Genomic DNA, 18,888 nt, shown 5'->3' on the forward strand with positions numbered 1-18,888 from the left:
TGTCTGTGACCGGGCGACCGTAAGCCCGGCGATTAGAGCAAATGCTCCCAATCGCTCCGGTTCGCCGCGCTGGCGGGGTAAGGCGGCTTGGGCTAACGTTCCGCCAGCACGTGCCGGCCAGCGCGCACGGGAGCGAGGACATGACGCGCGACCCCCGCCAGCCGATCCCCGGCCGCCGCCGACCGCAAGGCCGCGGGCGTGACTGATCCGGTCCGCGCCGCCGCCGACCCCGCCAGCGGCGCGGCCGCGATGGCGGGCCGCTGGGGCCGTTTCCGCGCCGCCGTGGCCGAGTCGCCGCCGCTGCTGTGGTCGCTGCTGTACTTCTTCAGCCTGCTCTGCGGCTACTACGTGTTGCGCCCGGTGCGCGACGCGATGGGCGCTTCGGGGGACATCGAGACCGTGTTCCCGCCCGGCCTGATCGCCTGGGCCCTGAGCCATGGCGTGTCGTTGAAGGAATTCACCCTGCAGGTGTTGTTCACCTGCACCTTCCTGGCGATGCTGGCGCTGCAGCCGATCTACGGCGCGCTGGTGTCGCGCTTCCCGCGGCGGGTGTTCCTGCCGGTGGTGTATCTGATCTTCGTGGCCTGCCTGATCGGCTTCTACTGGGCCTTCCACCGCGAACTGCCCGGGCGCGGCGCGTTGTTCTTCGTCTGGGTCGCGGTGTTCAACCTGTTCGCGGTCACGGTGTTCTGGAGCTTCATGGCCGACGTGTTCGATCACGAGCACGCCAAGCGCGTGTACGGCTACATCGGCGCCGGCGGCACGATCGGCGCGCTGGTCGGGCCGCTGATCACCGGGCTGCTGGTCGGACGCCTGGGCGTGGCCAACCTGCTGCTGGTGTCGGCGGCGTTCCTGGGCCTGTGCCTGCTGTGCATCCTGCGCCTGCGGGTGTGGGCGATCCGGCGCGAGCAGGTCACCGGCGCGGCCAGCGGCGAAGTCGCGATGGGCGGCTCGGTGCTGGCTGGCCTGAAGCTGGTCTGGCAGCGGCCGGTGCTGCGCGCGCTGGCGCTGGTGATGTTCTTCGGCGTCGGCGTGGGCACGCTGCTGTACAACGAACAGGCCGCGATCGTGAAGCAGTTCTACCCGAACGCGCAGGCGGCGGCGCGCTACTACTCGATCATCGACGGCTTCGTGAACGGCACCACCATCCTGGTGCAGCTGCTGCTCACGCGCTTCCTGCTGCGGCGCTGGGGCGTGGCGCCGACCCTGCTGGTGCCGGCGTTCGCGATCCTGTTCGGCTACGCGCTGCTGGCGTTGTCGCCGCTGCCGTTGCTGGTGGCGATCGTGCAGGTGGCCACGCGCGCGGGCGAGTTCTCGCTGGCCAAGCCGGGCCGCGAGACGATCTACACGCGGGTCGACCGCGAGTCGCGCTACAAGGCCAAGGCGGTGATCGACACCGTGGTCTACCGCGCCGGCGACCTGACCTTCGTCTGGCTGCACAAGGCGCTGGCCGTGTTCGGCACGCGCATGGTGTTCATGGCCGGCATCGGCGTGGCCCTGGGCATGACCTTCGGCGCATGGCGGGTGATCCGCGCCCAGCGCACGCTGCCGGTCGACGCCACCACGCCGGGGACCGACCGATGACCGACCGCCGCGACTTTCTCGTTGCCGGCCTCGCCGGCGCCAGCCTGCTGGCCTTGCCCGCATTCGCGCGTACCAAGCTGCGCCCGAAGGCGCTGAAGATCCTGGTCATGGGCGGTACCGGTTTTCTCGGCCCGCACTTCGTCGAGGCCGCGCGCAAGGCCGGGCATACGCTGACCCTGTTCAACCGCGGCAAGACCAACCCGGAGCGTTTCTCGGGCGAAGATTTTCGCGACATCGAACAGCTGCACGGCGACCGCAAGACCGACATGAAGGCGCTGGAAGGCGAACGCCGCTGGGACGCGGTGCTCGACACCTCGGCCTATCTGCCGGCCGACGTGACCCGCTCGACCCAACTGCTGGGATCGCGCGTGGGCCAGTACCTGCTGGTGTCGACCATCTCGGTCTACGCCAAGACCGATACCCCCAATCAGGACGAGAGCGCGCCGCTGGCGCAGCTGGCCGATCCCAAGGTGACCGAGGTGACCGGCGAGACTTACGGCGGCCTCAAGGCGCTGTGCGAGCGCGCCGCCGAAGCGCAAATGCCGGGCCGCGTGACCGTGGTGCGGCCGGGCCTGATCGTCGGCCCCGGCGACACCACCGACCGTTTCACCTATTGGCCGGCGCGCGCCGACCGCGGCGGCGAGATCCTGGCGCCGGGCAGCGCGCAGGATCCGACCCAGTTCATCGACGTGCGCGATCTGGCGGCCTTTCTGCTGCGCACGCTGGAGCAGCGCAATGTCGGCATCTACAACGCCGACGCACCGGCCGGCAAGTTGAGCATGGGCGAGCTGCTGAGCACCTGCCAGCAGGTCGCGGGCCGGATGCAGGCGCCGAAATCCAGCGTGACCTGGGTGCCGGCGGCATTCCTGGAAGCGCAGAAGGTCGGGCCCTGGCAGGACATGCCGGTGTGGATTCCGGCGCAGGGCGAGTACGCCGGTTTCGGCCGCATCAGCAGCGCCAAGGCCCAGGCCGCGGGCCTGCGTTACCGGCCGCTGCCCGACACCGTGCGCGACACTCTCGCGTACTGGCGCGGCCTGCCCGCCGAACGCCGCGCCAAGCCCAAGGCTGGCCTGTCCGCCGCGCGCGAGGCCGAAGTGCTGGCGGCCTGGCACGCACAGGCCAAGTCCAAGGCGGGATGAGCGCGCCGCGCCGGCGGTGGATGTGGCGGCCGCGCTGGAGCGCGCGCATCCTCGCCCTGCTGGTGCTGAGCTTCGCGGTCTGGGGTTGCGTGATCGAGCCCGGGTCGCTGACCCAACGCGACTACGCGTTCGCGCTGCCGAACTGGCCGCGCGAATGCGACGGCCTGCGCGTGGATCTGGTGTCCGACCTGCACGTGGGCTCGCCGCGCAACGGCGTGGAGCAGTTCGACCGCCTGGTCGCGCGGCTCGCGGCCAGCGATGCGCAGGCGGTGCTGATGGCCGGCGACTACGTGATCCTGAGCGTGTTCCTGGGCACCTACATCCCCGCCGAGACCGTCGCCGAGCACCTCAAGCCGCTGACCGCGCGCAAGCCGGTGTATGCCGTGCTGGGCAACCACGATTGGTGGAAGGACGGCGAGCGCGTGCGGCGCGCGCTGGAGTCGGCCGGGGTGGTGGTGCTGGAGGACCAGGCGCGGGAAGTAAGGCTGGGCCGCTGCCGCCTGTGGATGGTCGGCGTGGGCGATCTGCTGGAGGCGCCGCACGACGTCGCGCGCGCGTTTTCCGCAATCCATGACCAAGCCCCGGCCCTGGCGATCACGCACAATCCGCTGGTGTTCCGGCGCATGCCCGCGCGCGCGTCGCTGGTGGTGGCCGGGCATACCCACGGCGGCCAGATCGCGTTTCCGCTGCTGGGGCGGCCGGGTTTGTGGAAGGAGGCCGACGGCGCGTATCCGGTCGGGCATTTCGTAGAGGGCGGGCGGCAGTTGTTCGTGACACAGGGCATCGGCACCAGCATCCTGCCGATCCGCTTCGGCGTGCCGCCGGAGATTTCCAGGCTGCATCTGTGCGGGCAGGGCCGCGATCGCGACCGGGCCTGTCGTTAGCACGACGAGGAGCGCTGAGGCATGGCCGCAGGCGGACGCGCGTGGCGATGGACGATGGCGTTGTGGGCGCTGGCGCTGCCTTGCGCCGCGCAGGACGCGCCGACCGCCGAGGTCTCGATCGAGGAGCGCATCGCGACCTACCGCATCTTCGGGCGCAGCGCGCTGGAGCTGGCCGGGCAGATGCGCCAGTACGGCCCGCAGCACGCCTACGGCGGGCGCCGCCTGGCCGGCAGCACCGATTGGAACGTGACCTGGACCTATCAGTCGCTGCCGCGGCGCGACCGCTGCGAACTGATCTCGGTGACGGTGGGCGCCGAGATCGTGACCACCCTGCCGGAGTGGAGCGGCGCGCGCGTCGACAGCGATTTGGCGCGCGAGTGGCGGCGCTTCTACAAAAGCCTGCAAGCGCACGAGGCCGGCCACGTCCAGCACGGCCGCGAAGCGGTGATCGCGGTGCGCGACGCGATGCTGGCGCGGCGATCGGCGCCCGACTGCAAACTGCTGCGGCGCGCGCTGGACGATGCCGCGCGCGCGCAGCTGCGGCGCTACACCGGCCTGACCCGTCGCTACGACGCGCAGACCGAGTTCGGCCTGCGCCAGGGCGTGCAGCTGCGGCCTTGAGCGCGCGGCCGGTTCCGGCCCTAGACTAGGCCGGATACAACCTCGTCGGAGTCGCCATGTCCTTGCTCGCCGTCTCGCTGATCCTGCTGGTCGCCGCGCTGCACGCCGGCTTCCTGGTCCTGGAGATGTTCCTGTGGACCCAGCCCGCCGGCTTGAAGGTGTTCCGCCAGTCGCGCGAGAAGGCCGAGCAATCCAAGGTGCTCGCGGCCAATCAGGGCTTGTACAACGGTTTCCTCGCCGCCGGCCTGATCTGGGCCGCGGCCGGCGGCCGCCGCGACGTGGCGCTGTTCTTCCTGGGCTGCGTGGTGGTGGCCGGAGTCTACGGCGCGGCCACGGTCAACCGCCGCATCTTCTTCGTGCAGGCGGTGCCGGCGCTGGCCGCGATCGCGGCGCTGTATCTGGCGGGTTGATCGGGCCCGTCGAGCGATGCGGCAGGCGATAGGCGGCAGGCGATAGGCGGCAGGCGATAGGCGGCAGGCGCGCCGCTTCGCGCGCCAGGTCGGCCCGCGATGCCTTATTCCACCGCCCTGCGAATGCTCCGCTTCGTCATTCCCGCGAAAGCGGGAATCCAGCGACTTCAGCGGGCGTGGTTCGACACGTTGCGAACTCGCCCAAGGCGCTGGATGTTCGGTTCAGCCAAAGCAGAGCGGAGCCCGCCTTGGCGGGAATGATGTGCAAAAGGGCGATGGTTCGGCCTGCGAACCCGTCAACCCAGCAACGGCATCGCGAACACCACCGCGCCCAGCACGAACAGCGCGGTCAGCGCATGCACCAGCGACCGGTTGATGCGCAGGAACACGAACTGCTCGATCGTGCGTCCGACCCAGAACAAGGACATGCCGGCCAGCACGGCATGCCCTAGCGCGCTGGTCTGCAATTCGTCGGTGTAGAAGAAGCACAGCACGGCCACGCCCAGGAATACGTAGATCAGGCGCAGGTTGAGGATCTGCAGGATCGCGCGATCGGCCACGGTCGCGGTCTTCAGCGTGTCTCGCCAGCGGAACAGTTTCCAGAACGCCAGGTGGAAGCCGGCGAAAGCCAGGCTGTGCAGGCCGCCCAGCCAGATCCAGGTATGCGCGCTCATGGCCGCACTCTAGCCGATGCCCGCGGCGCGGATTGTGCCGCCATCGACCGAATGTCCCGCATCGGACGACCGGGAATCGCGCTCACTTGCGCGGCGACACCCACATCGCGATGCGGGCGCGGAACACCGCTTCGCCGGCCTCGTTGTTGACCACCACGCTGACCGGCAGGTCGTAGCCGGACGCGGCTTCGACCACCGGGATATCCGGCGTGGCGATGCCGTGCATGGTGCCGGTGGCCTTCTTCAGGTACTCGACCGTCATGCCCTTGGGGATCCAGCGCATGCTCGGCGGGATCGTGGCGTCGGTCATGACCCCGGCGGTGAGTTCGGCCAGGTTGCACAGCGCGATCGCGTGCACGGTGCCGAGGTGGTTGGTGACGCGGCGGCGGTGGCGCAGGGTCGCTTCGCAGCGGCCCGGCTCCAGCGCCACGAAGCGCGGCGAGATGCTGGCGAAGTAGGGCGCCTTCAGACAGACCGCGCGCGAGAACAGCCAGCGCCCGGCGGGCATGCGTTCGAACTTGCGGTAGAGGGCGAGGACGTTGCTGCTCATGTCGGGATTTCCGCTGGGGCGCGTTCGTCGTGTCGAACGGCGACGCGCGCTGCATCGATGGGGTGGGCGGCCAGGCGCATCTCGCCGCCGCATGCGAAAACGGCGGGCCCGAGGGCCCGCCGTCGCGATCATGCGTGGTGGCGTTGCACGCCGGCGCCCGCGTCAGGCCGCGGCGCGCGCGTCGTGGCCGTGGTCGTGCAGGCCGCGGTAACCGGCCGAGCGCAGCTCTTCGGCGTCGAAGTCGTCGACGCTGATCGCATCGATCGTCATCTCGCGCAGTTCTTCCAGCTGCTTGCGCTCTTCGGCGGTGATCCAACCCTCGCGCACGCCCTCGTCGAGCTGGCTGGGGAAGTCCAGCGCTTCGATGTCGCTGTTCTTGAGCGCCTTGAGGAACTTGCGCTCCACCGGCTCGGCCAGGATCACTTTCTGCAGGTAGCTGTTGATGCGGCCGGCCGGGTTGTTCGCGCAAGGCGTGGTGAACACACCCTCGGCGAGACGGTCGCGGGCATCGTTGGGCGACATCAGCAGCGCCGCGGCGCGGTGGCCCAGGCGATCGCTGGGCGCCTGCGCGCGGCGGCCCCACGGGAAGATCAGCGCCCACAGCAGCCAGCCGACCGGACGGATCGGGAAGTTGCGCAGCGCGCCCGACAGCGCCAGCTCGATCTTGTGCACGGCGTCGTGGAAGGCCCAGGCCAGCAGCGGCTGGTCGCCGACCGGACGGCCCTGGTCCTCGTAGCGCTTGAGCATGCTGCTGGCGATGTAGAGCTGGCTGAGCACGTCGCCCAGGCGCCCGGACAGCGACTCCTTGAACTTGAGCTTGCCGCCCAGCAGCAGCATCGAGGTGTCGGCCATCACCGCCAGCGTCGCCGAATAGCGGTTGAGCTTGCGGTAGTAGCGGCGGGTGTAGCTGTCGCCCGGGGCGGCGCCGATGCGCGAGCCGGTGAAGCCGTACCACCAGCTGCGCACCGCGTTGGAAATCGCGAAGCCGATGTGGCCGAACAGGTTCTTGTCGAACTCGCGCAGGGCTTCCTTCTTGTCGGGCAGCATCGCTGCCTTCATTTCCTTGAGCACCCACGGATGGCACAGGATCGCGCCCTGGCCGAAGATCATCAGCGAGCGCGTCATGATGTTGGCGCCCTCGACCGTGATCATGATCGGCAGCGCCTGCCAGTTGCGGCCGGCGTAGTTCTTCGGGCCCAGGATGATGCCCTTGCCGCCGTGGATGTCCATCACGTCCTTGGCGACTTCGCGCGCCATCTCGGTGCAGTGGTACTTGGCGATGGTGGAGGGCACGGCCGGGTTTTCGCCGCGCGCGACCGCCGCGGCGGTGGCCTGCGACAGCGCGCTGACCGCGTAGGCATGGCCGGCGATGCGCGCCAGCGCTTCCTCGACGCCTTCGAAGCGGCCGACCGAGAGGCCGAACTGCTTGCGGATGCGCGCGTAGGCGCCGGTCACGATCGCGCCCATCTTGGCGCCGCCGCTGCCGGTGGAGGGCAGGGTGATCGAGCGGCCGATCGACAGACACTCGACCAGCATCTGCCAGCCCTTGCCGGCATAGGCTTCGCCGCCGATCAGCTGGCTGAGCGGGATGAACACTTCCTTGCCGTGGATGGGGCCGTTCTGGAAGGTGCTGTTGAGCGGGAAGTGGCGGCGGCCGACTTCGACGCCGGCGGTGTCGCGCGGCAGCAGCGCCAGGGTGATGCCGATGTCGCGCTTGTCGCCGATCAGGCCGTCCGGGTCGTACATGCGGAAGGCCAGGCCGATCAGGGTCGCGACCGGCGCCAGGGTGATGTAGCGCTTGTCGAAGGTGAGCTTGACGCCGACCACGCGCGCGCCGTTCCAGTCGCCCATGGTCACGATGCCGTAGTCCGGAATCGAGGTGGCGTCGGAGCCGGCCCAGGGACCGGTCAGGCCGAAGCAGGGCACTTCGCGGCCGTCGGCCAGGCGCGGCAGGTAGTGTTCCTTCTGCTCCTGGGTGCCGTAGTGCATCAGCAGCTCGGCCGGGCCCAGCGAGTTGGGCACGCCGACGGTGGAACTGACCACGCTCGACACCGAGGCCAGCTTCTGGATCACCTTGTGGTTGGCCAGCGCGCTGAAGCCCAGGCCGCCGAACTCCTTGGGAATGTTGAGACCGAAGAACTTGTTCTTCTTGATGTAGTCCCACAGTTCCGGCTGCAGATCGGCGTAGACGTGGGTGATTTCCCAGTCGTTGGTCATCTTGCACAGCTCTTCGACCGGACCGTCGAGGAAGGCCTGTTCCTCGGCGCTCAGCTCGGGCTTGGGCTGCGACAGCAGCGCGTCCCAGTCCGGCTTGCCCGAGAACAGTTCGCCCTCGAAACCGACCGTGCCGGCTTCCAGCGCGGTGCGCTCGGTTTCCGACAGCGGCGGCAGGATCTTGGTGTAGAAGCCCAGCAGCGGCTTGGTGATCAGCGGCAGGCGGATCTGCGGGATCAGCAGCGGCACTGCGATCAGGGCCACGATCGCGGCCGCGACGATGGTCGCGATCGGATTGGCGCCGAACAGCCAGCACGCGACCAGCACGGTCGCGGTGAGGGCGGCCCAGACCGGCAGACGCAGCCGGTGGTAGGCGGCGATCGCACCAACAAGGAGGAAAGCGAGGAAGGGAATGGCGATGCTCATGGCGACGCTCCAGCGGTATTACGACGTGTTGGCTAGGCTCAGGCTAGTCGGGCGGGCGTGATGCGAGTGCCTTAGCGCGTGGGCTTGCGGGCCGCGCCGCGTTCAAACGCCAGCATCAAACGCTCAACATACGCACGAGTATGGTAAGGTTCCCCGGCCGCTGTCAACTCGCCGATGCTGCGGTGCATACTGTTCCCGTCGGTGGCGTATGGTTACACTTGTCATCCATGAGCCAGCCCGTCCAGACCAAGCAAGAACGCAACGGCCGCCTGAGCGCCGACGATTGGGCGCAGGCCGCCCTAGACCTGATCGCCGAACAGGGCGTGGCCGCGGTCGCGGTCGAACCCCTTGCGCGCAGGCTCGGCGTCACCAAAGGCAGCTTCTACTGGCATTTCCCGTCGCGCGACGCCTTGCTGGTCGCGGCGCTGGAGCGTTGGGAGAAAGTCGAGCAGGAGACCGTGTTCGGTCAGCTCGAACCGATCCCCGATCCGCGCCAGCGTTTGCGCTCGCTGTTCCACCTCGTCGCCCACGAGGTCAAGTCGCACATCATCTATTCCGAGCTGCTCAAGGCGCTGGACCATCCGGCCGTGCAGCCGGTGATCGGCCGCGTCTCCGAGCGCCGATTGGACTATCTGACCGCATCCTTCCGCCAGGCCGGACTCAGCCGCACCGATGCGCAACATCGCGCGCGACTGCTGTACGCCGCCTACGTCGGTTTCCTGCAGCTCAATCTGCAGTTGCACCAGACGCGGATGCAGCACGACGAATTCGAGGCCTATGTCGAGCACATGATGGCCACGCTCATCCCTAACTCTTAAACAGTCCCCCGGCTGGAGGCCCTTGCCGTGAATGCCATTTCCAAAGACGTACCGACTGCGCCCGCGCTGGGGAGCGCAGGCAGCCGGTTAGCCGCATTGAACGAGTGGGTCGCGCAGGTCGCGGCCCTGACCCGTCCCGACCGCATCCAGTGGTGCGACGGCAGCGATGCGGAAAACGCCGCGCTGATCGAGCGCATGCTCGCCGACGGCACCCTGGAGCAGCTCAACGAGCAGACCCATCCGGGCAGCTATCTGCACCGCTCGCATCCGGACGACGTGGCGCGCGTGGAGCACCTGACCTTCGTGTGCACGCGCTCGCCCGAGGACGCCGGTCCGAACAATCATTGGATGGCGCCGGCCGAGGCGCACGCCAAGATGGACGCGTTGTACGCCGGCTGCATGCGCGGCCGCACCCTGTACGTGATCCCGTACTGCATGGGCCCGATCGATTCGCCGCTGTCGCGTTGCGGCGTGGAGATCACCGACAGCCCCTACGTGGTCGCCAACATGCGCATCATGACCCGCATGGGCGCGCCGGCGCTGGCGCGGATCGAGCGCGAGGGGGCGTTCGTACGCGGTCTGCATTCGATCGGCGAGCTCGATCCCGAGCGTCGTTTCATCATGCATTTCCCCGAGGAACTGACGATCAAGTCGTTCGGCTCCGGCTACGGCGGCAACGCCCTGCTCGGCAAGAAGTGCCACGCCCTGCGCATCGCCTCGCATCAGGCGCGCAGCGAAGGCTGGCTGGCCGAGCACATGCTGATCCTGGGCATCGAGAACCCGCAGGGCGAGACCCATTACGTCGCCGCCGCGTTCCCCTCGGCCTGCGGCAAGACCAATCTGGCGATGCTGATTCCGCCGCAGGGCTATCGCGACGCCGGCTGGAAGGTGTGGACGGTCGGCGACGACATCTGCTGGATGCGCCCCGGCGCCGACGGCCGCCTGTACGCGATCAATCCGGAAGCCGGTTTCTTCGGCGTCGCCCCGGGCACCTCGAGCAAGTCGAACCCGAACGCGCTGGCGACGATCCAGCACGACACCATCTTCACCAACGTCGGCGTCACCGCCGACGGCCAGCCCTGGTGGGAAGGCCTGGACAACGGCCAGACCCCGGTCACCGACTGGCGCGGCAATCCCTACGATCCGGCCAAGGGCCCGGCCGCGCATCCGAACTCGCGCTTCACGGTGTCGGCCAAGCAGTGCCCGAGCTATTCGGACAAGGCCGAGGACGCCCAGGGCGTGCCGATCTCGGCGATCGTGTTCGGCGGCCGCCGCGCCTCGCTGGTGCCGCTGGTGTTCGAAGCGCGCGACTGGACCCACGGCGTGCTGGTCGGCGCCGCGATGGGCTCGGAAACCACCGCCGCCGCGACCGGTGCGGTCGGCGTGATGCGCCGCGATCCGATGGCGATGAAGCCGTTCTGCGGCTACAACTTCGCCGATTACTTCAGCCATTGGCTGTCGTTCGACGGCGCCCAGGCCCAGCTGCCCAAGGTTTTCCACGTCAATTGGTTCCGCAAGGGCGACGACGGCAAGTTCCTGTGGCCGGGCTTCGGCGACAACCTGCGCGTGCTGGAGTGGATGATCGGACGCGTCAAGGGCGAGGCCGGCGCGGTGGAAACGCCGATCGGCCATTTGCCGGCGCCGGGCGATCTCAATCTCGACGGCGTCAGCCTGTCCGACGAAGCGCGGGCCAAGCTGTTCGGCTTCGACCATGCCGGCTGGAGCGCCGAGTTCGACAGTATCGGCGGTTACCTGGACGAGTACGGTCCGCGTATGCCGCAGGCGCTGAAGGACGAACAGCAACGCATCGCCGCCGCATTGGCCCGCTGAGACCTGCATGTCCGTCGCAAACCCCGCCGCGATCGCGGCCAGTCGTGAACTCCTGATCGACGGCCGCCCGCTGCGGGTGTACGACGGCCTGCTGTCCAACGTCGGCGATTACGTGCGCAGTCTGGCGCGTGCGCCGTTCACGCGCACCGAGGTCGCGCGGCCGGAGACCAACGACTACAAGCACTGGGCCACCGAGGTGAAGCTCGAGGCCCTGGTGCAGCAGCCGATCTTCGACCTGACCCGGCGCGCGGTGCTGGGCTTCACCGGCACGGGCTACGGCTACAAACCGTATCGCGCCTATACCAACGTCGCCAGCTTCGGCGACATGCTGTTCACCCACACCGACTGCCTGCCCGACCAGCGCGATCTGACCGCGTTGTGGTACCTGTGCGAGCACTGGGACCTGGAGTGGGGCGGCGAGACCATGTTCTACGACGCCGCCGACGAAGTGGCCTGCGCGCTCACGCCGCGACCGGGCCGGCTGGTGATCTTCGACGGCGCGATCAAGCACGCCGGGCGCCCGCCGAACCGGATCTGCTACGCGCCGCGCTACACCTTCGCGATCAAGTTCGAACGCGTGGCAGTGGGTCCGACGGCATGAGCCAGGACCAAGTGCAGAAGCTCTGGCGACAGGGCGAGGACCACGCGCGACAGGGCCAGGTCAACGCCGCGCTGGAAGCCTTCGAAAACCTGCTCGCGGCCGACCCCAACCACGTCCAGGCCTTGCTGCGCGCTTCGCGGCTGGCGCTGATGGTGGGGCGCTACCGGCTCGGCCACGACTATGCGATGCGCGCGCTGGCGCGGCGGCCTAGCTCGGACGAGGCGGTGCTGACCCTGGCGCGCGCGCTGCGCATGTTCAACGAGCCCGGCGCGCTGCTGGAATGCGTGGAGCATTCGCGTTGGCGCGAACGCCGCTCGGTGGAATGGCTGACCGAACTGGCGATGCTGGTCAGCACCATCGGCGACAACGCCCTGGCCCTGCAGATCCTCGACGTGGCGACGCTGCGCGATCCGCGCCACGCGCCGATGCGCTATTTCCGCGGCGTGGTGCAGATGTTCTTCGGCGAGATGGAAGAAGCCGAGCGCGAACTGGAGCTGGCGATCGCGCGCCAGCCGAACATGGCGCAGGCGCATTGGGTGCTGTCGCGCCTGCGCAAGCAGACCGCCGACGCCAACCACGTCGATCGCATGCTCACCCAGATCCGCGCCGCCAAGCCGGCCAGCGAGAGCGAGGCCTACCTGGCCTTCGCCCTGCACAACGAGCTGCACGACCTGGGCCGCTACGAAGAGTCCTGGCAGGCCCTGGACCGCGGTTGCCGGATCAAGCGTCAGCTCACCCCGCACGACCGCCTCGACGCGCGGCGCATGTTCGAGGGCCTGACCCGGCTATGCGACGCCGAGTTCGTGCGCCCGGTCACCCAGGAACCCGGCCCTTACGTGCCGGTGTTCATCCTGGGCATGCACCGCTCCGGCAGCACCCTGCTGGAGCAGTTGCTGGGCGGGCATCCGATGGTGTCCGACGGCGGCGAAACCTACGCCTTCACCACCCAGATGCGTTACGGCGCCGATTACCGCAACAAGGCCGTGCTCGACGCCGAGCTGGTGCGGCGCGCGGCCAAGGTCGACTACGCCCAGGTCGGCCAGCGCTTCCTCGAGCGCAGCGCCTGGCGCGCCAAGGACCGGCCCTACCTGACCGAGAAGCTGCCCTCGAACTTCCTCAACGTGGGCTTCATCGGCCGTTCGCTGCCGCAGGCGCGCATCCTGCACATGGTGCGCGACCCGGTCGACACCTGCTTCTCCAACCTGCGCACCATGTTCTCGGACGTGAACACCTTCTCCTACGACCAGCACGAGCTGGTGGAGTGGTTCGGCCAGTACCAGCGCCTGATGGCGCACTGGCACGAGGTCATGCCGGACCGGATCATGGACGTGCGCTACGACGCCCTGGTCGCCGACCCCGAAGGCGTGATGCGCCAGGTCCTGGACTTCCTGGGCCTGCCCTGGGATGCCGCCGCCACCACCCTGGATCGCGCGGGCGCGGTGGCCACCGCCAGCAGCCCGCAGATGCGCGGCGGCATCATCAAGAACCGCAGCTCGGCCTGGGCGCCGTACGAGGCCCAGCTGCAGCCGCTGATCCACGGACTGGGCGCGCTGGGCTGAGCCGGCCGCGCCCCGACGCGGCGGCGGCTTAAACCTTCCCGGATGGCGGGGCATCGGAATGACTATGCTGACCGCCGTGACCGAATCCCTGCCAGACGAAGCGACACCGGCCGACGACCGCGACCTGGTCGGGGCGGCGGCGCGCGGCGAGACCGCGGCCTTCGAAACCCTGTACCGCCGCCACGCCGGCCGCGTCCATGGCGTGATCGCGCGCCTGGTCGGCCACCACGGCGCACGCGCCGAGGACCTCACCCAGGAGGCCTTCGTGCGCGCCTGGCAGGCGCTGCCGGCGTTCCGGTTCGAGTCCGCTTTCAGCACCTGGTTGCACCGGCTGGCGGTCAATACCGCGCTGATGGAACTGCGCAGCCGGCGCAGCAAGCCGCAGGAGGACGGCGACGAGGACGCGTTCGAGCTGGTCGGCAGCGCCGACTCGGCCGGGCACGTGACCGCGCTGTCGATGGACCTGGAGCGCGCGGTCGCCAGCCTGCCGCCACGCGCCCGCGCGGTGCTGGTGCTGTACGACGTGGAAGGCTGGAAGCATGAGGAGATCGCCGCCGAACTCGGCATGGCGGTCGGCAGCAGCAAGGCGCAATTGCACCGCGCGCGCGGATTGCTGCGCGAACGGCTAGGAGGACAGGCATGAACACCGAACATCGAGAGCCCGCGTCGGACGGCGAACTGCCCGACGCCCTGCGTTGGCAGCTGCGCGCGCTGCGCCGCGAACAGCCACCGGCCAACGACTTGTGGCCCGGGATCGCCGCGCGCCTGCAGCCGCAGGTGGCTGCGCCGGTGCGCACGCCGCGGCCGCGCTGGCTGGCGCCGTTCGCGGTGGCCGCGACCCTGGTGCTGGCGATCGGTTTCACCGGCGTCTGGCGCGGCGACCAGGCCGCCAACGACGCCCCGCAGGCGCGCAGCGAATCGCTGCTGCAGCGCGAGGCCGCCGGCATGACCCTGCAGTACCAGGCCGCGATGCAGGAAATGCAGCGCGCCGCGCCGGCCCCGAACGCGACCGCCCTGCAACCCGCGTTCGAGGAACTGGACCGCAACGCCGCGCTGATCCTGGACGCGCTGGCCCACGACCCCGACTCGCGCCTGCTGCTGGAGCAGCTGCGCCGCACCTACGCACGACGCCTCGCGCTCGCCCAGCGCGTGGCCTATACCTGAAACCCGGAGGACGACCATGACCCGCGCATCCCACAAAGCAAGCCAGCTCGGACTCGCCCTCGGACTGGCCTATCTGGCCGCCGCCCCGGCGTTTGCGGCCACCCCCATCAACCAGACCCGCCCGCTGGATCCGCGCGGACGGGTCGAGATCGAGAACGTCAAAGGCCGCATCGACGTGCGCGCCTGGGACCGCCCGGAAGTGAAGATCGAAGGCAGCCTCGGCAACGGCGTCGAGAAGCTGGAGATCGAAGGCAACGGCGAGCGTCTGTCGATCAAGGTCAAATACCCCAACCGCGGCAGCGGCATGGGCTTTTTGGTCGGCGGCGACAAGAGCGAGCCCACCGACCTCAAGGTGACCCTGCCGCTGCGCGCCGACGTCGAGATCGACGGCGTCTCGGCCGACATCGACGTGACCGGCGTGGCCTCCTCGATGCTGTCGATCGACAGCGTCAGCGGCGACGTGACGGTGGCCGCGGCCCCGCGCGAGGCCAGCATCGACAGCGTCAGCGGCGATCTCACCCTGACCCTCAACAGCAGTAAGGTCAGCGCCGAGACGGTCAGCGGCGACCTGCAGCTGCGCGGCCGCCTGGACGGCGAGGTCGAGGTGGAAACGGTGTCCGGCCGGGTCGACGTGAGCGTGCGCGAATCGGCGCTGCGCCGCTTCAACGGCAACTCGGTGTCCGGCGACTTCCGCCTGAGCACCGCGCTGGCCGCCAGCGGCGAAATCGCGGTCGAGACGGTCAGCGGCGACGTCCACCTGGTGCTGCCGCGCAATCTGTCGGCGACCGTGCACGGCCAGAGCTTCAGCGGCGACCTGTCGGCGCCGGACGCACAGATCGTCAAGCCAAAACACGGCCCAGGCTCGAACTTCGAGCACCGCTACGGCAGCGGCAGCGGCGAGATCCACATGGAGACCTTTTCCGGCGACGCGACCCTGCAGCTCGATTGAGCCGGCGCGCCCGGGCTTAACGAACGACGCCGCCGCTCAGGCGGCGTCTTTCATCGAGAACCAGCAATTGAAGGCGATGGTGATGCGCTCGTCGCGGCCGTAGAACGGCAGCACCTCGTGCGGCAGCCAGGACGGGAACAGGATCAGCTGCCCGGGCGAGAAGCGGACGTTCCAGGTGCCGTGATGGAACGGCGTCTGCAGGCGCTGGTTGCCGGGATCGACGAACTGGTTGCTGTAGAAGTGCGGGTTGTGGAAGCGCAGCACCCCCGATTCCGGGCGGTCCTCGGGCGTCTCGCCCGGGTCCACGCAGTACACCCCCGACCAGGACGCCATCGGATGGGTGTGGGTGATGGTGAAGCCGCCGTGGCGGGTGATGTGGTACCAGGTGTGGGAGAAGATCTGCAGGCGCGCCATCTCCGCGGCGTTGTAGCCGTTGAGCTCCTGAATCGCGCGGCCCAGGGTGTTCCAGCAGAACTGGCGCAGCAACTGCACGCTGGTTTCCGGCCAGGAAAACAGCACGAACTCGCTCTCGAACACGCCCTGTTGCAGCGCCAGCGACGGGTTGGGATTGGCGTAGCGCGAGCCCTGCGCCTCGCGCGCCAGCAGCAAGGCCTTGAGCTCGGCGTTGATCGCCTGGTGGTTGGGCAGGACGTCCTGCGCGAACGGGACCGAGAAGGCGGGGTAGAGCTCGAAGGGCATGGTGCGGTTCCGGGATCGGAGGCCGCGCGCGCGGCCGCGTCGGGAGTGTAGCGCGACACGAGAGGGGGCGGCGCGGGGCGGGCGAGGGCCGGGCCCGCAAAAAACTACGGCCCCTTTCGGGGCCGTAGCGGGTGACGCTGGTAACGGGTCGATCAGAACTTCTGCGCGTAGCGGAAGTAGACGAAACGGCCCGGGACTTCGTACTGCGGATCGAACGAGTTGGCGAAGGTGGTGACCGACACCGGCGGGTTCTTGTCGAAGATGTTGTTCACGCCGACGGTGATCTTGGCGTTCCACGGCGCGTTCCAGAAGAAGCTCGCGTCGTGGTACGTGGTCGCACCGATGTGGCGTTCTGCTGCGTTACGCTGCGTGAAGCTGTCGCCGCCGCCCACGCCGTCCCAGACGCCATTGTTGTTGGAGTCGGTCGGGATCGCGACGATGCGATCGGCGTCGGTGCAGAGGAACGCGTAGCCGTAGTCTTCCAGGGCCTGGCAGTTTTCGGTCTGCGACGAGTAGTAACGGATGTTCCAGGTCGCGCCGATGTCGCCCTTCTCCCAGCGCGTGGCCAGGTTGGAGCGGATACGCCAGGCGTTGGACTGGTTCGGGCCGTCGTATTCCTTCGCCGTAGATGCCGTTACCGTTCAGGTCGTCTTCCTGGCTGGCCAGGTAGGTCGTATCCCAAACGAAGCTGAAGCGGCCCCACGAGGTTTCCGGCAGACGGTAGTTCACCGTCAGGTCGTAACCTTCGACTTCCGTACCACCGATGTTGGTGGTGGTGTTGAGCAGGGTCTGGATGTTGCCGTCGGCACGACGGGTGTACAGGGCGCAGGTCGGACCAGTGCCGGAGGAGTCGAGGCACTGCTGGATGATGCCGGCGCCGCCGATGGTGGTGATCGCGTCCTCGATCTTGATGTTCCACCAGTCCAGATTGATATCCAGGCCTTCGATCCAGCTCGGGCTGTAGACCAGACCCAGGGTCTTGGTCTCGGCGCGTTCCGGCTTCAGGTTCGGATTACCGCCGACCGTGATGCGGATCTGCTGGTTGTCCTGCTGGTAGCCGCCGTTCGGCACGCCTTCGGCGACGCAGCGCGCCTGAGCGGACGGGTTCTGGTTACCGAAGTTGGCGTTGTTGCAGGGATCGCTGAGGGTCGGGAACGAGTCGGCCTGACCGGCGAACAGCTCGGAGATCGACGGAGCGCGGAAGCCCTCGGACCAGTTGCCGCGGATCATCAGGTCGTCGATCGGCTTCCAGCGGAAACCGAACTTGCTGTTCAGCGTGTCGCCGAAGTTGCTGTAGTCGGNCATCAGGTCGTCGATCGGCTTCCAGCGGAAACCGAACTTGCTGTTCAGCGTGTCGCCGAAGTTGCTGTAGTCGGAGTAGCGGGTCGCGACCGAGAAGTCGAGCAGCTTGGCGAACGGCACGTCCGACAGCACCGGGATCGCGAGTTCGAGGTAGGCCTCGTCCAGCGAGTAGGAACCGTTGGTGGCGGTACGGCTGTTGCCGGTGGTGTTGCCCGAGTTGATCAGCGCGTCCGGCGAGTCGTAGCCGGACTCGGTGCGGTGCTCGAGGCCGAACGAGAAGCCCAGCGGGCCGCCCGGCAGGCTGAACAGGTCGCCGCCGATGTTGGCGTAGTAGCTGTTCTGGACGTAGTTGTACTCGTCGTGCGCGGTGAACGAGACGAAGTTCATCATTTCCGGCGTGATGCTGCCGACGCCGCCGAGCAGGTTCAGCGGCACGCAGCCGTTGATGATGGCGGTGGCGGTGCCGCAACGGGCCACGCCCTGGCCGTCGCGGAACGACGGGCCCAGCGCCTGCTGCAGGGCGATCATGTTGAACAGGCCGTAGGTGGTGTTATTGGCCTTGTTCTCGCCGCGGAAGTAACCGGCTTCCCAGTCGTAGTACTTCTCGCCGACGGTCAGCGTGCCTTCCAGGCCGGCGTTCATCGCGAACGTGCGCACGTCCTGGTTAAACGAACGACCGCCCGACTCGGTGATGCGGCGGTTGATGCGCGAGATGTCCTGGCCGAACGGGTTGTAGATGCTGTTGCGGCTGATGAAGATCTGCTGNAACGAACGACCGCCCGACTCGGTGATGCGGCGGTTGATGCGCGAGATGTCCTGGCCGAACGGGTTGTAGATGCTGTTGCGGCTGATGAAGATCTGCTGGCCCTGCGGCGTAGCGCCCGGGGCGGTGCCCAGCACCACCGGCATCGAGGCGAGCAGCTGCTCGGACTCGCGCTGGTTGTAGGTGATGGTGGTCTTGAAGCGCAGGTTGTCGGTGATGTCGACGGTGCCGGCGGCGAAGACCGAGCGGCGTTCCTGCGGGGTCAGCAAGTAGTTCTCGGGCGCGAAGTTGTAGACGTCGCCCGGAGCCACGTACGGACGCGGGGCGCTGTTGCCGCCCGCATTGTAGGTGAAGGTGCCGGGGCCGCCGTTGAAGTTGGTCTGACCGCCGGTGCAGGCGCCGTTGACGTAGCCGCCCGGGCACAGAGCGAAGCGGCCGCCCGGGCTGGTGCCCGAACCGAACGCGTTGCCGGTGCCGACGATCGGCTCCTTGGAGATCTTGCGATCGCCGGCCATGACCGGCTCTTCCTTCACGTAACCGAAGCCCAGCATGGCGCTGAAGCGGTCCGAGGTCGTGCCGATGGTGAAGTCGTAGGCCTGACGGAAACCGTCGCCCTTGTCGAAGGCGCCCAGGTAGGCGTTGGCTTCGGCGCCTTCGAAGTTCTGGCGCAGGATCACGTTGACCACGCCGGCGATGGCGTC

At 68.4% G+C, this 18,888-nt stretch carries 18 protein-coding genes and 1 pseudogene; 12 read left to right on the forward strand and 7 right to left on the reverse strand.

Annotated elements, in window-relative coordinates:
- Positions 1-249 precede the first annotated feature (249 nt).
- Genes ASE43_RS12130 through ASE43_RS12150 form a run of 5 tightly spaced genes read left to right on the forward strand, consistent with a single transcriptional unit; the run spans position 250 to position 4,638 of the window.
- Positions 250-1,584, forward strand: coding sequence for an MFS transporter (locus tag ASE43_RS12130; RefSeq protein WP_057160677.1), 1,335 nt, complete (start codon positions 250-252; stop codon positions 1,582-1,584).
- Entirely contained in the window at positions 1,581-2,723 is a 1,143-nt protein-coding gene (locus tag ASE43_RS12135) for an NAD-dependent epimerase/dehydratase family protein (RefSeq protein ID WP_082607240.1), read from the forward strand. The genes ASE43_RS12130 and ASE43_RS12135 overlap by 4 nt, the downstream gene beginning before the upstream one ends.
- Complete coding sequence (locus ASE43_RS12140; protein WP_082576507.1) at positions 2,720-3,607, forward strand: metallophosphoesterase; 888 nt, start codon at positions 2,720-2,722, stop codon at positions 3,605-3,607. The genes ASE43_RS12135 and ASE43_RS12140 overlap by 4 nt, the downstream gene beginning before the upstream one ends.
- A gap of 21 nt (positions 3,608-3,628) precedes the next feature.
- Positions 3,629-4,228, forward strand: coding sequence for a DUF922 domain-containing protein (locus ASE43_RS12145; RefSeq protein WP_082607241.1), 600 nt, complete (start codon positions 3,629-3,631; stop codon positions 4,226-4,228).
- Between the two features lie 56 nt (positions 4,229-4,284).
- Positions 4,285-4,638: a DUF1304 domain-containing protein gene (locus ASE43_RS12150; RefSeq protein ID WP_056179636.1), complete on the forward strand. Its 354-nt coding sequence runs from the start codon at positions 4,285-4,287 to the stop codon at positions 4,636-4,638.
- Between the two features lie 296 nt (positions 4,639-4,934).
- On the opposite strand, the gene ASE43_RS12155 is transcribed toward ASE43_RS12150, so the two are convergent.
- The 3 genes from ASE43_RS12155 to ASE43_RS12165 form a co-directional block, all read right to left on the reverse strand.
- Positions 4,935-5,312, reverse strand: a complete 378-nt coding sequence (locus ASE43_RS12155; RefSeq protein ID WP_057160617.1) for a hypothetical protein — start codon at positions 5,310-5,312, stop codon at positions 4,935-4,937.
- Positions 5,313-5,394: 82 nt separating this feature from the next.
- The gene (locus tag ASE43_RS12160) at positions 5,395-5,862 is read right to left on the reverse strand and encodes a hotdog fold domain-containing protein (protein WP_057160618.1); all 468 of its coding nucleotides are present in this window, start codon (positions 5,860-5,862) and stop codon (positions 5,395-5,397) included.
- Between the two features lie 162 nt (positions 5,863-6,024).
- Positions 6,025-8,502, reverse strand: coding sequence for an acyl-CoA dehydrogenase (locus ASE43_RS12165; protein ID WP_056179644.1), 2,478 nt, complete (start codon positions 8,500-8,502; stop codon positions 6,025-6,027).
- A gap of 227 nt (positions 8,503-8,729) precedes the next feature.
- Here ASE43_RS12165 and ASE43_RS12170 point away from each other — a divergent pair, with 227 nt between their 5' ends.
- The 7 genes from ASE43_RS12170 (at position 8,730) to ASE43_RS12200 (ending at position 15,423) form a co-directional block, all read left to right on the forward strand.
- On the forward strand, positions 8,730-9,320 hold the full coding sequence (locus ASE43_RS12170) for a TetR/AcrR family transcriptional regulator (protein ID WP_056179647.1): 591 nt from the start codon (positions 8,730-8,732) through the stop codon (positions 9,318-9,320).
- 96 nt (positions 9,321-9,416) lie between these two features.
- Entirely contained in the window at positions 9,417-11,150 is a 1,734-nt protein-coding gene (locus ASE43_RS12175) for a phosphoenolpyruvate carboxykinase (GTP) (protein ID WP_235568709.1), read from the forward strand.
- A 7-nt stretch (positions 11,151-11,157) separates the two neighbouring features.
- The gene (locus ASE43_RS22610) at positions 11,158-11,751 is read left to right on the forward strand and encodes a 2OG-Fe(II) oxygenase (protein WP_056179651.1); all 594 of its coding nucleotides are present in this window, start codon (positions 11,158-11,160) and stop codon (positions 11,749-11,751) included.
- The gene (locus tag ASE43_RS12185; RefSeq protein ID WP_057160619.1) at positions 11,748-13,310 is read left to right on the forward strand and encodes a sulfotransferase; all 1,563 of its coding nucleotides are present in this window, start codon (positions 11,748-11,750) and stop codon (positions 13,308-13,310) included. Before ASE43_RS22610 ends, ASE43_RS12185 begins: the two co-directional genes overlap by 4 nt.
- Positions 13,311-13,374: 64 nt before the next feature.
- Entirely contained in the window at positions 13,375-13,953 is a 579-nt protein-coding gene (locus tag ASE43_RS12190) for a sigma-70 family RNA polymerase sigma factor (protein WP_056179657.1), read from the forward strand.
- Positions 13,950-14,474: a hypothetical protein gene (locus ASE43_RS12195; protein WP_057160620.1), complete on the forward strand. Its 525-nt coding sequence runs from the start codon at positions 13,950-13,952 to the stop codon at positions 14,472-14,474. Before ASE43_RS12190 ends, ASE43_RS12195 begins: the two co-directional genes overlap by 4 nt.
- Positions 14,475-14,490: 16 nt before the next feature.
- Positions 14,491-15,423, forward strand: coding sequence for a DUF4097 family beta strand repeat-containing protein (locus tag ASE43_RS12200; protein ID WP_057160621.1), 933 nt, complete (start codon positions 14,491-14,493; stop codon positions 15,421-15,423).
- A gap of 36 nt (positions 15,424-15,459) precedes the next feature.
- On the opposite strand, the gene ASE43_RS12205 is transcribed toward ASE43_RS12200, so the two are convergent.
- The 4 genes and pseudogenes from ASE43_RS12205 to ASE43_RS22915 all read right to left on the reverse strand — a co-directional run.
- The gene (locus tag ASE43_RS12205) at positions 15,460-16,122 is read right to left on the reverse strand and encodes a putative 2OG-Fe(II) oxygenase (RefSeq protein ID WP_056179665.1); all 663 of its coding nucleotides are present in this window, start codon (positions 16,120-16,122) and stop codon (positions 15,460-15,462) included.
- Positions 16,123-16,274: 152 nt separating this feature from the next.
- Positions 16,275-16,514: a TonB-dependent receptor gene (locus ASE43_RS22905; protein ID WP_057160622.1), complete on the reverse strand. Its 240-nt coding sequence runs from the start codon at positions 16,512-16,514 to the stop codon at positions 16,275-16,277.
- Positions 16,483-17,423 (reverse strand): TonB-dependent receptor (locus ASE43_RS22910; RefSeq protein ID WP_343123558.1); only part of this gene is annotated, 941 nt, incomplete at its 5' end. The genes ASE43_RS22910 and ASE43_RS22905, both read right to left, overlap by 32 nt.
- A 1-nt stretch (position 17,424) precedes the next feature.
- Positions 17,425-18,066, reverse strand: a pseudogene (locus ASE43_RS22915) (TonB-dependent receptor); the annotation flags it as partial.
- Between the last annotated feature and the right edge of the window lie 822 nt (positions 18,067-18,888).

Origin of the sequence: Lysobacter sp. Root983 (assembly GCF_001429345.1) — a bacterium.
Classification (GTDB): domain Bacteria; phylum Pseudomonadota; class Gammaproteobacteria; order Xanthomonadales; family Xanthomonadaceae; genus Lysobacter.

What these genes read in the sequence shown, in the direction of transcription:
- ASE43_RS12140 (WP_082576507.1), top strand. Translation starts at nt 2,720, where the DNA reads ATGAGCGCGCCGCGCCGGCGGTGGATGTGGCGGCCGCGCTGGAGCGCG.
- ASE43_RS12145 (WP_082607241.1), top strand. Translation starts at nt 3,629, where the DNA reads ATGGCCGCAGGCGGACGCGCGTGGCGATGGACGATGGCGTTGTGGGCG.
- ASE43_RS12195 (WP_057160620.1), top strand. Translation starts at nt 13,950, where the DNA reads ATGAACACCGAACATCGAGAGCCCGCGTCGGACGGCGAACTGCCCGAC.
- ASE43_RS12165 (WP_056179644.1), bottom strand. Translation starts at nt 8,502, where the DNA reads ATGAGCATCGCCATTCCCTTCCTCGCTTTCCTCCTTGTTGGTGCGATC.
- ASE43_RS12200 (WP_057160621.1), top strand. Translation starts at nt 14,491, where the DNA reads ATGACCCGCGCATCCCACAAAGCAAGCCAGCTCGGACTCGCCCTCGGA.
- ASE43_RS12150 (WP_056179636.1), top strand. Translation starts at nt 4,285, where the DNA reads ATGTCCTTGCTCGCCGTCTCGCTGATCCTGCTGGTCGCCGCGCTGCAC.
- ASE43_RS12155 (WP_057160617.1), bottom strand. Translation starts at nt 5,312, where the DNA reads ATGAGCGCGCATACCTGGATCTGGCTGGGCGGCCTGCACAGCCTGGCT.
- ASE43_RS12190 (WP_056179657.1), top strand. Translation starts at nt 13,375, where the DNA reads ATGCTGACCGCCGTGACCGAATCCCTGCCAGACGAAGCGACACCGGCC.
- ASE43_RS12135 (WP_082607240.1), top strand. Translation starts at nt 1,581, where the DNA reads ATGACCGACCGCCGCGACTTTCTCGTTGCCGGCCTCGCCGGCGCCAGC.
- ASE43_RS22610 (WP_056179651.1), top strand. Translation starts at nt 11,158, where the DNA reads ATGTCCGTCGCAAACCCCGCCGCGATCGCGGCCAGTCGTGAACTCCTG.
- ASE43_RS12205 (WP_056179665.1), bottom strand. Translation starts at nt 16,122, where the DNA reads ATGCCCTTCGAGCTCTACCCCGCCTTCTCGGTCCCGTTCGCGCAGGAC.
- ASE43_RS12185 (WP_057160619.1), top strand. Translation starts at nt 11,748, where the DNA reads ATGAGCCAGGACCAAGTGCAGAAGCTCTGGCGACAGGGCGAGGACCAC.
- ASE43_RS12160 (WP_057160618.1), bottom strand. Translation starts at nt 5,862, where the DNA reads ATGAGCAGCAACGTCCTCGCCCTCTACCGCAAGTTCGAACGCATGCCC.
- ASE43_RS12170 (WP_056179647.1), top strand. Translation starts at nt 8,730, where the DNA reads ATGAGCCAGCCCGTCCAGACCAAGCAAGAACGCAACGGCCGCCTGAGC.
- ASE43_RS12130 (WP_057160677.1), top strand. Translation starts at nt 250, where the DNA reads ATGGCGGGCCGCTGGGGCCGTTTCCGCGCCGCCGTGGCCGAGTCGCCG.